This is a genomic window from Frigoribacterium sp. AC512, from assembly GCF_979258295.1.
The window spans coordinates 3103719-3117842 of the sequence record NZ_OZ409850.1 but is presented as its reverse complement, the minus strand read 5'-3'; the positions used below and the strand labels follow the sequence as shown (position 1 = coordinate 3117842).

At 73.2% G+C, this 14124-nt stretch carries 12 protein-coding genes and 1 pseudogene; 5 read left to right on the top strand and 8 right to left on the bottom strand.

Annotation, left to right across the window (positions count from 1 at the left end; all coding sequences use genetic code 11):
* The first annotated feature begins 44 nt into the window (after positions 1-44).
* A complete protein-coding gene (locus ACZZ97_RS14350) occupies positions 45-977 on the top strand; it encodes a LysR family transcriptional regulator (RefSeq protein ID WP_463473581.1) in 933 nt (310 codons plus the stop codon).
* 190 nt (positions 978-1167) lie between these two features.
* Here ACZZ97_RS14350 and ACZZ97_RS14345 read toward each other — a convergent pair whose 3' ends face one another.
* The gene (locus ACZZ97_RS14345) at positions 1168-2511 is read right to left on the bottom strand and encodes a peptidoglycan DD-metalloendopeptidase family protein (protein ID WP_463473580.1); all 1344 of its coding nucleotides are present in this window, start codon (positions 2509-2511) and stop codon (positions 1168-1170) included.
* Between the two features lie 290 nt (positions 2512-2801).
* Between ACZZ97_RS14345 and ACZZ97_RS14340 the strand changes: the two genes are divergently transcribed.
* Positions 2802-3920 carry a glycoside hydrolase family 6 protein gene (locus ACZZ97_RS14340; protein WP_463473579.1) on the top strand — a complete coding sequence of 373 codons (1119 nt, stop codon included), beginning with the start codon at positions 2802-2804 and terminating at the stop codon, positions 3918-3920.
* A 36-nt stretch (positions 3921-3956) separates the two neighbouring features.
* Here the strand turns inward: ACZZ97_RS14340 and ACZZ97_RS14335 are convergent, their stop codons facing one another.
* Positions 3957-4367, bottom strand: a complete 411-nt coding sequence (locus tag ACZZ97_RS14335) for a MerR family transcriptional regulator (protein WP_463473578.1) — start codon at positions 4365-4367, stop codon at positions 3957-3959.
* Positions 4368-4466: 99 nt separating this feature from the next.
* Between ACZZ97_RS14335 and ACZZ97_RS14330 the strand changes: the two genes are divergently transcribed.
* Positions 4467-6074, top strand: a complete 1608-nt coding sequence (locus ACZZ97_RS14330) for a SulP family inorganic anion transporter (protein WP_463473577.1) — start codon at positions 4467-4469, stop codon at positions 6072-6074.
* A gap of 123 nt (positions 6075-6197) precedes the next feature.
* Here ACZZ97_RS14330 and ACZZ97_RS14325 read toward each other — a convergent pair whose 3' ends face one another.
* The 3 genes from ACZZ97_RS14325 to ACZZ97_RS14315 all read right to left on the bottom strand — a co-directional run bounded on the left by ACZZ97_RS14325 (position 6198) and on the right by ACZZ97_RS14315 (position 9124).
* The gene (locus ACZZ97_RS14325; protein ID WP_463473576.1) at positions 6198-7238 is read right to left on the bottom strand and encodes a C40 family peptidase; all 1041 of its coding nucleotides are present in this window, start codon (positions 7236-7238) and stop codon (positions 6198-6200) included.
* A gap of 117 nt (positions 7239-7355) precedes the next feature.
* Positions 7356-7970 (bottom strand): DnaJ family domain-containing protein, encoded by a 615-nt coding sequence (locus ACZZ97_RS14320; RefSeq protein ID WP_463473575.1) that lies wholly within the window; start codon positions 7968-7970, stop codon positions 7356-7358.
* Positions 7971-8200: 230 nt separating this feature from the next.
* Positions 8201-9124, bottom strand: a complete 924-nt coding sequence (locus tag ACZZ97_RS14315) for a PfkB family carbohydrate kinase (RefSeq protein WP_463473574.1) — start codon at positions 9122-9124, stop codon at positions 8201-8203.
* Between the two features lie 335 nt (positions 9125-9459).
* Between ACZZ97_RS14315 and ACZZ97_RS14310 the strand changes: the two genes are divergently transcribed.
* Both ACZZ97_RS14310 and ACZZ97_RS14305 read left to right on the top strand, forming a co-directional pair.
* On the top strand, positions 9460-9981 hold the full coding sequence (locus ACZZ97_RS14310) for an SRPBCC family protein (protein ID WP_314103154.1): 522 nt from the start codon (positions 9460-9462) through the stop codon (positions 9979-9981).
* A 174-nt stretch (positions 9982-10155) separates the two neighbouring features.
* On the top strand, positions 10156-11211 hold the full coding sequence (locus ACZZ97_RS14305; RefSeq protein WP_314103152.1) for a TerC family protein: 1056 nt from the start codon (positions 10156-10158) through the stop codon (positions 11209-11211).
* A 492-nt stretch (positions 11212-11703) separates the two neighbouring features.
* Here ACZZ97_RS14305 and ACZZ97_RS14300 read toward each other — a convergent pair.
* The 3 genes and pseudogenes from ACZZ97_RS14300 to ACZZ97_RS14290 form a co-directional block, all read right to left on the bottom strand.
* Positions 11704-13205: pseudogene (locus tag ACZZ97_RS14300) on the bottom strand (PTS ascorbate transporter subunit IIC).
* 41 nt (positions 13206-13246) lie between these two features.
* Entirely contained in the window at positions 13247-13519 is a 273-nt protein-coding gene (locus ACZZ97_RS14295) for a PTS sugar transporter subunit IIB (RefSeq protein WP_123548377.1), read from the bottom strand.
* 113 nt (positions 13520-13632) lie between these two features.
* Entirely contained in the window at positions 13633-14103 is a 471-nt protein-coding gene (locus tag ACZZ97_RS14290) for a PTS sugar transporter subunit IIA (protein WP_123548376.1), read from the bottom strand.
* Positions 14104-14124: the final 21 nt, after the last annotated feature.

The window sequence follows — 14124 nt, the reverse complement described above, 5'->3', positions numbered from 1 at the left end:
CAGGACCAGCGCAGGTCTCGTCATCGACGATGTAGCGTCCCTTCATGGAGATCCAGCACCTCGACCTGCTCCGCGAGCTCGCGGACCGCGGGAGCGTCACCGCCGTCGCCGCCGCCGTGCACCGGTCGCCGAGCGCGGTGTCGCAGCAGCTGCGGACGCTCCAGCGCCAGCTCGGGGTCGAGCTAGTGCGGCGGTCGGGACGCGGGGTGCAGCTGACCGACGCGGGGCTGGTGCTGGCGCGCGCCTCCGTGGCGGTCTCGACGGCGGTCGCCGAGGCGGAGGCAGCCCTCGAGGCGCACCGCGGCGGCCGGGTCGGCGTGGTGCGGCTGGCGATGTTCCCCTCGGCGGCGGAGCTGCTGCTGCCGGGCCTGCTCGTCCGGATGCGCGAGCACCCGGGGGTCGAGCTCGAGATCGACGACCGCGACGTCTCGGAGGACGAGTTCGCGCCCCTCACGGCCGACGTCGACGTGGTGATCGGGCACCGGTCGGACGGCGTCGTCCCGGTCGAGCACCCCGGGCTCACCGTCGTGCCCCTGCTGCGCGAGCCGCTCGAGGTCGCGCTGCCCCTCGACCACCCGCTGGCCGGACGCGAGCGCGTCACCGTGGCCGACGTGATCGGCGAGCCCTGGGTCGGCGTGCCGGAGGGGTACCCCATCGACCGCGTGCTCGTCTCGATGGCGCTGCAGTCCGGGGTCGTGCCGCAGGTCGTGCACCGCACGGTCCACCTGCCGGTGATCGAGGCGATGGTCGCCGCGGGGCTCGGCGTCGCGCTCGTCCCCCGGCACACGTCGGCCGGGCGGGCGCCGGGGCGGTTCCGCCTCGCGACGCTCGACAGCGTGCAGGCCGGCCGTCACGTCGAGGCGCTGATGCGGCCGGAGCGGGCGGCCCGGCCCGTCGTGCAGACGGTCGTCGCGGAGATCGCGGCCGAGGCGCGGGCGACCGAGGCCGCCTCCGAGGAGGCGCGTCGCGCCTCCTGAGGCCGGGTCAGGTGGCGCTGAGGCCGGGTCGCGTCGCCCGGAGGCCGGGTCGCGCCGCCCGGGACGAGGGATGGCCCCCGGCTCACGGGAAACGAGTCGGGAGCCGTGCCGCCGGACGGGGACCGGCGCGGTGGGCCCGAGGGCCCGCTGGTGACGACGGTACGCCGCCGGTCGGCCCCGCGGAAGGGGCCTAGCGCACGCCCTTCGTGGCGAGGAAGGCGACGGGGTCGGTCGCGATGCCGCCACGACGGATCTCGAGGTGCAGGTGGCAGCCGGTCGAGCCGCCGGCGGTGCCGACGCCGGCGATGTTCTGGCCGGCCGCGACCGACTGGCCGTTGGCGACGTAGATGCCCGAGCGCTCCATGTGCCCGTAGGCGCTGCTGATGCCGTTGCCGTGGTCGATGATGATGAGGTTGCCGTAGCCGCCGGCCACGCCCGCGTAGGTGACGGTGCCCGCCGCGACCGAGTAGATCGGGGTGCCGCAGCTCGCGCCGAAGTCGGCGCCGGCGTGCAGCTTGTGCTCGCCCGTGATGGGGTGCACCCGGTAGCCGTACGCCTGGTACGACGAGTACGAGCGGATGCCCGCGACCCAGCCCGTTCCCGGGTCGGGCACGGACGTGCCGGGCGAGCCGGGGCCGACCGGGCGCGATCCGCCGCCGCCCCGGGGAGGAGCGGGCGCGGCCGCGGCGGCACGCGCGGCCGCGGCCGCAGCCGCGTCGGCAGCCGCCTTCGCCTGAGCCGACGCGTACGCCTGCTCCAGCGTGAGCCGGTCGTCCTGCAGCGCTTCGGCCTGTGCGGCCAGGGTCGCCTTCTCCTCGTCGACGGCCGCGACGTCGCGCTGCGCGGTGTCGCTCGCGGCCACCGCCGCGTCGAGGGCGTCGGAGGCCTCGTCGGCGAGTTCGTCACGCTCGGCCAGGGCGACCGCCGCCTGGTCGGCGAGCGAGGTCGCGAGGTTCTCGGCCGAGACGGCGCGCTCGCGCAGCGTGCTCAGGTTCTCGCCGATCTTGGTCGACATGCTCAGGCCGCGCAGCACCGTCTCGGCGTCGGCGCCGGACGACAGCAGGTCTCCGGTGAGCCCCCCGCTGCCCGGACGCGCGAGCAACGCGGCGGCCTGGCCGACCACGACCTGTGCGGCGTCGGCGTCGGCCCGTGCGGCCGCGGCCTTCTGCTGCACCGTCTCGTACTCGCCGGTGGCCTCGTCGACGGCGAGCTGCGCCTCCGTCAGGGCGGCACCGGCCTCGTCCGCCGCCGTCTGGGCGTCGGCGGCCCGGCTCGACGCGGCCTCGAGGGCGACCTGGATGTCGGCGAGCGCCGCCTTCTTCGCCTGCTCGGAGCCGCGGGCGTCGAGCACCTGCTGCCAGCTCGGGCCGGCCGCCTGGGCCGGGGCGGGAGCCGCCAGCACGGGGACGGCCGCGAGGCCCACGACGAGCAGGGCGGCGATCGCCGCTCGCGACGCGGTGCGGAAGGCGCCGGCGCGGAACGAGGGAGCGGCGGCGGCGAGCGGGGCGGACGAGGGGGCAGGGCGGCGGAGCATGGTTCTCGGTTCGTCGTGTGGCGGCGGCAGGACCGGTGGTGGGCCGGTCGTGGTCACGCTGCTCGGGCGCGGCGGTCCGTCCACCCTACCGAGCGCCTCCTCGCCGCACCTCCCCCCGTGAGCGGTACACGACACGTGTGGACCATCCCGCCCCTGTGCAGGAGGCGCGGCGCACGCACCGGGGACAGCTCGTGTCCCCCGAAGGGCCCCCTGCGCCCGGGCGCACGCCGTGTTGTCATGGAGGTCCACCATCGTCGGGGCCCTCCCCACGGCGCCCGGGAACGGGCCCGATGTCGCACAGCCTGCCGCACCTCCTCCGCACCGCCCTCGGCGCGCTCGTCGTCGTCGCGGCCCTCGGCACGGCCGGCTGCACCTCCGACGGCCGCGACGCGACGGACCCGCCGGGGAGCCCCACGGCGGCTCCGAGCCGGTCGGACGACGCGACCGACGACACGACGGGCACGCCTGCCCCCACCGGGGAGGCAGCCCCGCGGCCCTTCGGCGCGATCACCCCGGACACGATCCGCTCCGCCCCGAACACCCTCGTCTTCGACGGCGGCCTGGCGGTCGAGCCGAACTCCCTCGCCGCCCGGGCCGCGGACCGCCTCACGGCCGACGGCGACGCCGACGCCGCCCGGGCCGCCGAGCTGATCGCCGAGCGCCCCGTCGCCCTCTGGCTCGGCGACGGCCACGACGACGCCGCGCTCGTCGACGAGATCACCGACTACCTCGTGGCGGCCGAGATCCAGGACGCGACGCCTGTCTTCGTCACGTACGCGATCCCCGACCGCGACTGCGGCAACTACTCGGCCGGAGGCCTCGCGGCCGACGACTACCCCGCCTGGAACCAGCTCGTCGCCGACACGCTGCGCGGCCACCGCGCGGTGGTCATCGTCGAGCCCGACTCGCTCGGCATGCTCACCCGCTGCCCCGACCTCGCCGAGGAGAGGATCCCCCTGATCCGGGAGTCGGTGGCCGCGTTCTCCGACGCGGGGGTGCCCGCCTACCTCGACGGCGGCAACTCGAACTGGGTGCCTGCCCGGGAGATGGCCGAGCGCCTCGAGCAGGCCGGGATCGACCGCGCCCGCGGCTTCTACACGAACGTCGCGAGCTTCTACCCGGTCGACGACGAGCGCGCCTACGCCGAGCGGGTCAGCGAGCTCACCGGCGACAGCCGCTACGTCATCGACGTCTCGCGGAACGGCCAGGGCTGGCGCGGCACCTGGTGCAACCCCGAGGGAGCCGGCCTGGGCCAGGACCCGCACGTCACCGGCGGCAGCAAGGGCCTCGACGCGTTCCTGTGGGTGAAGACGCCGGGCATCAGCGACGGCACCTGCAACGGCGGGCCGCCCGCCGGCGAGTGGTGGGCGTCGTTCGCCGAGGGCCTCGTCGAGCGCCGCAGCGACTAGCCCGCAGGAGGCGCGGGCCGGGCCCGCAGGACCGCGTCAGCGGCTGCGCAGCAGCTCCAGGAACTCGTCGGCCATGGCGAGCTGTCGCTCGAGCCGGGCCCGGCGCTCGGCGGCGTCCGCGATGAAGGCGTCGAGACGGGCGCGGGTGTCGGGCACCGCGCCTCCTCCGCCCTCGGCGCCGTCGGCATCGGCATCGACGGCCCCCAGGGCGTCGACGACGCGCAGCAGCTCGGCCATCTCGTCGAGCGAGAAGCCCAGCGGCTTCATGCGTCGGATCACCATCAGCCGCGAGAAGTCGGCGTCCGTGTAGAGGCGGAACCCGCCGTCGCTGCGCCCCGAGGGGGTGAGCAGCCCGACCTCGTCGTAGTGCCGGATCGTGCGCAGCGACATCTCGGCACGGTCGGCGAGCTCGCCGATCTGCATCATCGGTGCGTCGGCGTCCGTCATGCTCACTGGCCCATCTCTACCCTCACGTGAGGGTAGGGTCGATCACACGGCAGTGTCGCCGGTCCCCCGATCTTCTCACCACACCACCCGGAGCACACCGTGACCGTCGACTCCCCCCAGCCCCGCGCCGTCGCGCCCGCCCGTCCCGACGACAGCGTGCGCGCGGTGCTCCGCTCGCCGCGCCTCCTCACCCGGGAGGCGCTGGCCGGCATCGTCACCACCCTCGCCCTCGTGCCCGAGGTGATCTCGTTCTCGGTGATCGCCGGCGTCGACCCGATGGTCAGCCTGGTCGCGTCGGTCGTGCTCGCCGTCGTGATGTCGCTGCTCGGCGGCCGACCCGCGATGGTGACCGCCGCCGCGGGCTCGGTCGCCCTCGTGATCGCGCCGCTCGTGCGCACCCACGGCGTCGAGTACGTGCTGCCGACGGTGCTGCTGGCCGGCGTCATCCAGATCGTCTTCGGCACCGCCGGCCTGGCCCGCCTCATGCGGTTCATCCCGCGCTCGGTGATGATCGGCTTCGTCAACGCGCTCGGCATCCTGATCTTCGTCGCACAGGTGCCGCACCTGGTCGACGTGCCGTGGATCGTCTACCCGCTCTTCGCCCTCACGATCGCGATCGTCGTGCTGCTGCCGCGGTTCACGACCGTCGTCCCGGCACCGCTCGTCGCGATCGTGGTCGTGACCGTCGTCGTCGTGGCGGCGGGCCTCACCGACGTGCACACCGTCGGCGACGAGGGACCGATGGGAGGCGGCCTGCCGGGACTCACCCCGTGGCTGGTGCCGTTCAGCCCGGAGACCCTCGGCATCATCCTGCCCACCGCGCTCAGCGTCGCGTTCGTCGGCCTGATGGAGACGCTGCTCACCGCGAAGCTCGTCGACGACATCACGGAGACGCCCTCGCACAAGGGCAAGGAGTCGTGGGCCCTCGGCGTCGCGAACATCGCCGCGGGCGCCTACGGCGGCATCGCTGGCTGCGCCATGATCGGCCAGACCGTCGTCAACGTGAAGATCGGCCGTGCACGGACGCGGGTCTCGACGCTCGCCGCCGGGCTCTTCCTGCTGCTGCTGGTCACCGGGCTCAGCTCGGTGATGGCGCGGATCCCGATGGTCGCCCTCGCCGCCGTGATGATGGTGGTCGCGATCACGACCGTCGACTGGCACAGCGTCCGGCCGTCGACGCTGAGGCGCATGCCCGTGCCCGAGACACTGGTCATGGTGGTCACGGTGGGGGTCGTCGTCGCGACGAACAACCTCGCGATCGGCGTCGCCGTCGGCGTGCTCCTCGCCATGGTGCTGTTCGCGCGGCGCATCGCGCACGTCATCCGGGTCGAGCGGACCGTCGAGGCGCCCGCCGTCGAGCCGACGGCCGCCGCCGTCCCGGACGCGGACGGCTCCGCCCGCCCGCGCGCTCGCGTCCGCTACGACGTCGTCGGCCCGCTCTTCTTCGGCAGCAGCAACGACCTCGTCGAGCACTTCGCGTACGCCGACGACGCGGCCCTCGCCGAGGAGGCGGACGCCGCGTCGCGTCCGGACGCGACCGTCCTCGTCGACCTCAGCCGCGCCTCCGTGTGGGACGCCTCGAGCGTCGCGGCACTCGACTCGGTCGAGACGAAGTTCGCCGCGCACGGCCTCGCCGTCGAGTTCGTCGGGCTCGACGAGCGCAGCGGCTCGTTCCACGGCCGGCTCACGGGCAAGCTGGGCAGCTGACCGCGCCGCGACGCCGCCCGCAGCGCACCGCACCGCGTTCCGTGCACTGCACCGTGTCCAGACGCGGCGCAGTGCACGGAACGCGGTGCGATCCGTCAGAGCATGGGGGCGGCGAGCGGCGGGCTACGCGCCGATGCGCACGAAGTGGTGCGGCGAGTCCCAGATGGGCCGCACGCTGACGGACCCGCCGGGCTTCGGCGCGTCGAGGATCATCCCGTTGCCCGCGTAGATGCCGTCGTGGGCGAGGTTGTCGAAGACGACGAGGTCGCCCGGCACGGCGTCGGCTGCCGAGACCCGCGTGCCCTCGGTGTCCTGCGTGGGCACGTAGTGGGTCAGCGAGATGCCGAACTGGGCGTACACGAACGTGATCAGGCCCGAGCAGTCGAACGCGGTCGGGTCCTCGCCACCGTGCACGTAGGGCGTGCCGATGTACTGCATCGCGACGGCGAGCACCTGGTCGCGGTCGAGGGTGTCGTAGAGCGGGTCGGCCAGGTAGGAGGCGGTGGTCCGGCCGTCCCACTCGCTCGAGCTCGCCGCCTTCGCGTTGCGGAGCAGCTGGGTCTGAGCGTCGATCATCGACGTCGCCGAGTACTCGTCGCGCTCGACGTCGTCCAGGACGACCGTCGCGTCGACGGAGAGGTGCTGCTGCCCGCCTGCGGAGGCGGCGGCGGCGAAGCCCGAGCCGCCGGCCGCGGCCTGCGCCTCCTGGTCGGAGCCGGCGATGAGGGGCAGCGTGCCGCTGGCGGCGAAGCCCACGAGCACCGCGACGACGGAGACCTTCTTGACGACGGCGACGAGACGGCGCGAGACGGGAGCCGGCGAGGCCGATGCAGCTGAGGCCGGGGCTCCGGCGGACGACGACCGGTCGGCACGCGCGTCCCGTCGGGCCAGCGCGAGCACCCCGCGACGCTCGACACGGGCCGACAGGGCGGCGCGGGCCGCGCGTCGGCCGCTCAGCCCGGGCACCGTCACGACGGCGGCCTCGGCGGCGGCGACGGACGCGTCGACGAGCGCCTCGGGCTGCACGAACGACGCCCGGCAGCTCTGCGGCAGCACGGCGGCCTCGGCCCGGCGGCGACCTCGGGGACGCAGCAGCGGGGCAGCCTCTCCGCCTCGTCCGTGCGCGTCGTGACCTGACGGGCTCGGGGAGGCGGTGGTCGTCACGCGGGCGGTCCTCACGGTCGGTCGGTCAGGAGGGAACGTCCGACTGTATCGCGGTTCGTCCCCCGAGCCGAGTCCGCTCCCAGGTTCATCCGGGTCAGCGGCGGCGGGTGAGCCGCCTCACCCGTCGCGCCGCCGCCTCCTCAGCTCGCGGCGCAGCGCGCGTCGTTCGCGCCAGGTCGGCGGGGCAGGAGGGACCGCCGCGGCGCGGGCCGCGCGACGGTCCTCGCGGCGCTCGCGCCACCTCCTCAGCTCGTCGTCGACGTCGCGGGTGGGCGTCACGACGGGAGGTCCGCCGGTCAGCTGGCGCCGCGCCTCCACGATCCGGGAGTTGAAGTCGTCGAGGTGCGCGCGCACCGCGGCCTCGGTGCCGAGGCCGTCGAGCACGTCGTCGAGCTGCTGGTGCTCGGTGCGGAGCGAGAGCGCAGGAGGCGCCAGCCCGGTGAGCCCCTCCCTCTCGATCAGGCCACGGATCCACCAGTCGGGGTCGACCGTGCCGCCGGCGAGGCCGGGCAGCGGCTTGCCGGCCAGGGGCAGGTCGTCGAACTCGCCGCGCTGCACCGCGAGGTCGATCGCGGTGCGGGCCCAGGCGCGCATCTCGGCGGCGGTGCGGGTGTCGCGCGGGGCGTCGTCGGGCGGGCGCTCGCCCTCGGCCCGGTAGCGGGCTGCGGCGACTCGCGGGTCGCTGCGCGCCGAGTCGTTCCGGGCCGCCGGGTCGCCCTCCTCCGCTGACATGCCGTCGAGGGTACGCCGAGCCCGCCGAGCGGTCCCAGGCTGCTCGGGGTCGCCGTGGCCCGCAGATGCCGACCGTTGGGGGCTGCACTACGTGGATATCCGGGCATCGCGAGACGCCGAGGGGTTCCCCGGTCGGCATTTGCGGAAACGAGCGGAGGGGAGCCGAGTGAAGACAGCCGAGCCGAGCCGAGCCGAGCCGAGACCAGCCCAGCCCAGCCGGCAGCGACGGGCTACAGGTCGCGCACGCTCACGACCGCGCGCAACGCCGCGATCGCGTCCGGGTCGCCCGAGCCCAGCCCGTGGCGGGTCACGTTCAGCGCACCGGCCGCCGTGCCCGTGACGACCGCCTCCTCGAGTCCGCCGCCCGCGGCGAGCACGGCGGCGACGCCGGCCGTGAGCGAGTCGCCGGCACCGCGGGTGTCGACGACCTGCATCGAGGGCACGCTGACCTCGAACACGCGCGCGCCGGGCCCGTCGAGCACGAAGGTGGGCAGGTCCGAGCAGGTGACGACGACCGACGACGCCCCGCGCAGCCGCAGGTCGCGCATCGCCTCGACGATCCGCTCGGGGGTGCTCTCGGTGATCAGCTCGTCGGCGAGCAGCTCCTGGTCGCTGACCTTGAGCACGTCGACGCCGCCCTCGAGCACCGCCTCCAGCCGCTCGCCGGCGAGGTCCGCGACGACGACGCGGTCGACGGCGCGCAGGTCCGCGGCGAGACGGCGGTAGACGTCGACGGGCAGGGTGTCGTCGCCGGACGGGCCACTGAGCACCGTGACGTCCGACTCGAGCCCGGCCCGCAGCGCGAGCCCGTACAGCTCGTCGAGGTCGTGCCGGCTGAGGGCGTCGCCGGAGGTCTCGACGAGCTCGTCCCGCTCGCCGTCCCGCCGGTCGTGCACGTAGGCCGCGCCGCGCCCCTCGCGGCGGACCGACAGCAGCGGCACGCCCTCGTCGTCGCAGAGGTGCCCGACGACCGCGCCCGTCTCGCCGACGAGCGCGGCGACCACGACGACCTCGGCCCCGAGCGTCTGCAGCATCCGCGCCTGCCAGAGCCCCTGCCCGCCCGCGTGCACGTGCACGTCGGCGCCGGGACCGTGGTCCTCGACGGTGACCGTGAGCACGGGAGAAGGGGCGAAGACGGCGACTCGGCCTGCCATGGTGGTCCGTTCTGTGGGGCCCCGCGGGTGCGACGGCTGACAGGCCGAACGAACCACGTGGTGCGGTGCGCGGCTCCCAGCACTCTCCCGGCCGGCTCTGTGATGCGCGCGGCGGGGCAGGGCCCGCAATTCAGGAAGTGGGCATCCCGTCCTCCTGATACGTGCACGACCCAGGACCGCGCCTCCTGCGTCGTGCGTTCTCAGGACACACGTTCCTGAAGGAGGAGAGACCGAGTCGAGGAGGCGCGGTGGCAGCCCGCAGGCCGAGTCGAGGAGGCGCGAGGTCGCCCCGCAGGCCGACCAGTCCCCCGGGCGGGTGACTCCGAACCATCCTCATGACCACCACAGCGAGCGCGATCCGCGAGGGAGTGACGACGGCGTCCCTCGAGCGGGCGTGGGAGATCGGGACGCCGATGACGCCGGTCGGGTTCTACCCGCGCTCCGGCCCCTTGCCTGCCGTCGTCGCCGTCCACGGACAGACGGGCCCCTGGGACGCCCCGGGCCAGACCCGCCGCCTCGAGCTCTCCGGCGGCGGCCAACTGGTCGAGACGCTCGTGACCGTGGCCCGTCCGGCGCTGTTCGTCTACGAGCTGACCGACTTCCGTGGTCCGCTCCGCTCGCTCGTCGAGCGCGGCCGCGCCGAGTGGTGGTACGAGCCCCTCGACCGCCACGACGAGGAGGGGTCCGGCACCCGTGTCTGCTGGCAGTACTCGTTCGACGCGAAGCCCGGCCGCGGGCTGCTGGTGCGTGCCGTGGTCCGGCTGCTCTGGGGGCCGTACATGACGAAGGTCCTCGGGGGCGTGACCGCCGAGATCGACCGGGTCGCCGCCTCCACCGACCAGGCTCCCGCCGCCTGAGTCGGGCCGGTCCCCTACCGGCTGAAGCTTGCAGGGGCCGCAGCTTCACAGCACTGTCGAGGCTGCTTGGGGGCACGCTGACAGCGCCGATCGCCCTACGGTCGATCAGACCCCCTTCGCCGCGCGTGCGCAGGGCCCGCTGCCTCACAGCCCGACCTCTGCGGAGAGACCCCCGTGAACATCACCCTGACCACCTGGCTCATCACCATCGGTGTGACGATCGCCTTCTTCGTCTACGAGTTCTTCACGCACGTGCGCAAGCCGCACGAGCCCACCATCGGCGAGAGCGCCCGCTGGTCGGCGTTCTACATCGGCCTCGCCCTGCTGTTCGGCGTCGGGATCGGCTTCACGAGCGGCTGGGGCTTCGGCGGCGAGTACTTCGCCGGCTACCTGACCGAGAAGGCGCTGTCGATCGACAACCTCTTCGTGTTCCTGCTGATCATGACCGGGTTCGCCATCCCGCGGATGTACCAGCAGAAGGTGCTGATGATCGGCATCGTCATCGCGCTCATCATGCGTGCCGGCTTCATTGCCGCCGGTGCAGCGCTGATCGAGAACTTCTCGTGGGTCTTCTACATCTTCGGCGCCCTGCTCTTCGTGCTGGCCTACCAGCAGCTCAAGGGCGACCACGGCGGCAACGCGGCCGACAACATGTTCGTGCGCGTGGCACGACGCGTGCTGCCGGTGCACGACGACTTCAACGGCGACAAGTTCACGGTCAAGATCTCGGGCAAGCGCTTCGTCACGCCGCTGCTGCTCTGCGTCATCGCGATCGGCTTCGTCGACCTCGTCTTCGCGCTCGACTCGATCCCCGCGATCTACGGCCTCACCAACGAGGCGTACATCGTCTTCACGGCCAACGCGTTCGCGCTGATGGGCCTGCGCCAGCTGTACTTCCTGATCGGCGGACTGCTCGAGCGCCTCGTCTACCTGTCGCAGGGCCTCGCGGTCATCCTGGCCTTCATCGGCGTCAAGCTCGTCTTCCACGCCCTGCACGTCAACGAGGTGCCCTTCATCAACGGCGGCGAGCCGCTGCTCTGGGTGCCCGAGATCCCGATCTGGCTGTCGCTGCTCTTCATCGGCGCGACGATCACGGTCGCGACCGTGGCGAGCCTCGCCAAGACCCGGGGCGATGCCGAGAAGAAGAAGCGCGAGACCGTCGAGGGCGAGCCGATCACGCACGCGCACGACTCCTCCGCCTCGAAGAAGGACGACAGCGCGGCGCACTAGCCCGCACCGCTCCTCCTCGCACCGCCGCAGAGCGCCGCGTCCCCGTCTCGGGGACGCGGCGCTCTGCCGTGTCCTGCCCGTAATTTGAGAGTGATCTGCGGCGACCGGGCCGCTGATGCAGGCCCCCGCCGCCGCTGACAGCAGGATCCCTCTCGGTTTCAGGCCGCCGGAGTGGTGAATCCCGCAGACGCCGACTGACGCGCCCGGGATGCACCTCCCCACGCCGCGTGTGGACCTCCTGCGGTCGGCTTGTGCGGAGGGGAGCACCTCGTGACGCGAAGAACCGCGTTCCGAACCAAGAACCGGGACAGATCGCGGTTCATGGTTCGGAACGCGGTTCGAGACGCTGAACACCTGCCCACGCGCGCACGTCAGTCGCGGTGCACGCGCGCAGACACGAAGGAGGCGCGGTGCCGGTCAGACCGACACCGCGCCTCCTGCGCGCACCTGCCCCGCGCACCCTGCCTCAGCAGCAGCGCGCGGGGCGCAGGGTCACGACGTGGCTGCCGCCTCCTTGGCGCGCTTCGCCGCGGCGTCCGCCTCGGCCTTCTCGGCTGCGAGGCGCTCGTCGCGCCCCGCGCCGGGCACCCAGCCGCCGTCGACGAGCTTGATCTGGTAGATCGAGGCGCCGATGACGAGGGCCGCGCCGATGACGAGGCTGAGGACGACCCCGACGACGGGGCTGCCGAGGAAGCTCGCGCCGATCAGCGTGCCGAACCAGCCGAAGTCCGCGTCGCCGAACGTGCTGTTCGCGAAGCCGAGGTTGCCGAGCACGAGCAGGAGGATCGCGGGCAGGAACGTGATGATCAGGCCGTTGACGAATCCGCCGACCATCGCGCCGCGACGTCCGCCGGTCGCGTTGCCGAAGACGCCCGCTCCACCGCCGGTGAAGAAGTGGGGCACCATGCCGGGCAGGATCAGCGCGAGCCCGAAGACCGGGTTCAGCCACGCGGCGAGCACGCCCAGGGCGACGAGGCCTCCGGCGAACGACGAGAGGAACCCGATCAGCACGGCGTTCGCGCCGTAGGGGAACACCAGCGGGATGTCGAGCGCGGGCTTGGCGCCCGGCACGACCTTCTCGGCGATGCCCTGGAACGCGGGGACGAGCTCGCCGAGCACGGTGCGCACGCCGTAGAGGATGATCGCGACGCCGACGCCGAACTGCAGCGCCTGGGCGAAGCCGGCCATGATGAACGCGCCCGCGTCGGTCACGCCGAAGATCTCGAACGCCTCGGCCTGGGGCAGGCTGATCAGGCCCCAGATGGTGAAGACCAGGTAGATCAGCACCATCGAGAGGCTCGTGGCGACCATCGAGTCGCGCAGGAACTTGAGCCCCTGGGGAACCTGATCTCCTCCGTCGACTTGCTCTTCTTGCCCACCGCGATGCCGGCCGAGGCCGCCGCGACGTAGCCGAGGGTGCCGAAGTGGCCGATGGCGATCGAGTCGTCACCGGTGATCTTCTTCATGAAGGGCTGCGCGAACGCCGGCATGACGACCATGATCACGCCGAGCAGCACGGCGCCGAGCAGCACGGTCAGCCAGCTGAGGCCGTCGCCGAGGCCGACCGAGAGCACGACGGTGAGCAGCACCGACATGAACACCATGTGGTGCCCGGTGAGGAAGATGTACTTCAGCGGCGTGAAGCGCGCGAGCGCCAGCATCACGAGGAAGCCCAGCACGAGCACGTAGGCGCTCTGCGCGCCGTACTGCTCCTGCGCGACGGCCGCGATGACCTCGTTGGTGGGGATGACGCCCTGGGCGCCGGTGACCGCGAGGATCAGCGTGCCCAGCGGGTCGAGCGCCCCGGTGACGACCGTCGCGCCGGCCCCCAGGATCAGGAAGCCGATGGCCGCCTTGAGCGCGCCTCCCACGACCTGTCCCGCGTTGCGACGCAGGGCGATCAGTCCGATCGCCGTGATGATGCCGATCAGGTAGGCAGGCACGTTGAGGATCTGCTTGCCGATGAAGTCGAGTACGACGACCAGCCACTCCATTGGGACTCCTTAGTTCTTTCTCTCGCTCGACTGACCGGGGGTCAGGCGATCGAGTCCTGGATCTTCTGCTGGATCTCGGCGACGTTCGTGAAGTTGTCGATGACGACGACCTTCGCGGGGACCTGGCCGAGCTCCTCGACGAGGTCCTCGCTGGTGAGCACGAGCTCGGCGGTGCGGGCGGCGCCGCGGGCGGTGCCGATGTCGGCGGCCTCCACGTCGGCGTCGATGTCGAGCGCGCGGAGCGCCTTCTCGGCGTTCATCTTGAGCAGCACCGAGGTGCCGATGCCCATGCCGCAGACGGTGATGATCTTCATGGTGCTGTCCCTTCCGGGGGGGTTGAGTGCTGGTGTTCGGGTGTTCGGGGAGTCGTGGCGCAGGGCCCGTCCCGAGGAGGCGCGGGTCGCGCCGGCCTCGGGAGGCCGGTCGGCTAGACGGCCGCGGCCTGCGCTAGCTCGTGCAGCGTGGCGAGCACCTCGTCGGGCGTCTGCGCGGCACGGAGGCGGGCCAGGCCCTCGTCGTCGGCGAGCACGCCGGCGAGCGCCGACATGACCTCGATGTGGCCGTCGTGGTCGAGGGCGGCGAGGCCGATGACGAGGTCGACCGGGTCGTTCGTCTTGTGGCCGAAGGCGACGGGCTCGGCGAGGCCGACCCACGAGAGGCCGGTGCGCGCGACGGCGGGCGACGGACGGCTGTGGGCGAGCGCGAGGCCGGGGGCGATGACGATGTAGGGGCCGAGCTCGTCGACCGCCGCGATCATCTCGTCCGTGTAGGCGTCGGTGGTGGCGCCCGAGGCGACCAGGCCGGCGCCGGCGAGGCGGATCGCCTCGCGCCAGTCGGCGGCGTGCGCCGCGGTGGTCACGGCCTCGACGGAGAGTTCTTCTGCCAGGTCGACGGTCATGGGCGGGCTCCTTCGCTCGGC

Coding starts and splice junctions, on each gene's coding strand:
- ACZZ97_RS14335 (WP_463473578.1), bottom strand. CDS start 4,367: ATGACGGACGCCGACGCACCGATGATGCAGATCGGCGAGCTCGCCGAC.
- ACZZ97_RS14320 (WP_463473575.1), bottom strand. CDS start 7,970: ATGTCAGCGGAGGAGGGCGACCCGGCGGCCCGGAACGACTCGGCGCGC.
- ACZZ97_RS14310 (WP_314103154.1), top strand. CDS start 9,460: ATGACCACCACAGCGAGCGCGATCCGCGAGGGAGTGACGACGGCGTCC.
- ACZZ97_RS14345 (WP_463473580.1), bottom strand. CDS start 2,511: ATGCTCCGCCGCCCTGCCCCCTCGTCCGCCCCGCTCGCCGCCGCCGCT.
- ACZZ97_RS14340 (WP_463473579.1), top strand. CDS start 2,802: ATGTCGCACAGCCTGCCGCACCTCCTCCGCACCGCCCTCGGCGCGCTC.
- ACZZ97_RS14315 (WP_463473574.1), bottom strand. CDS start 9,124: ATGGCAGGCCGAGTCGCCGTCTTCGCCCCTTCTCCCGTGCTCACGGTC.
- ACZZ97_RS14295 (WP_123548377.1), bottom strand. CDS start 13,519: ATGAAGATCATCACCGTCTGCGGCATGGGCATCGGCACCTCGGTGCTG.
- ACZZ97_RS14350 (WP_463473581.1), top strand. CDS start 45: ATGGAGATCCAGCACCTCGACCTGCTCCGCGAGCTCGCGGACCGCGGG.
- ACZZ97_RS14290 (WP_123548376.1), bottom strand. CDS start 14,103: ATGACCGTCGACCTGGCAGAAGAACTCTCCGTCGAGGCCGTGACCACC.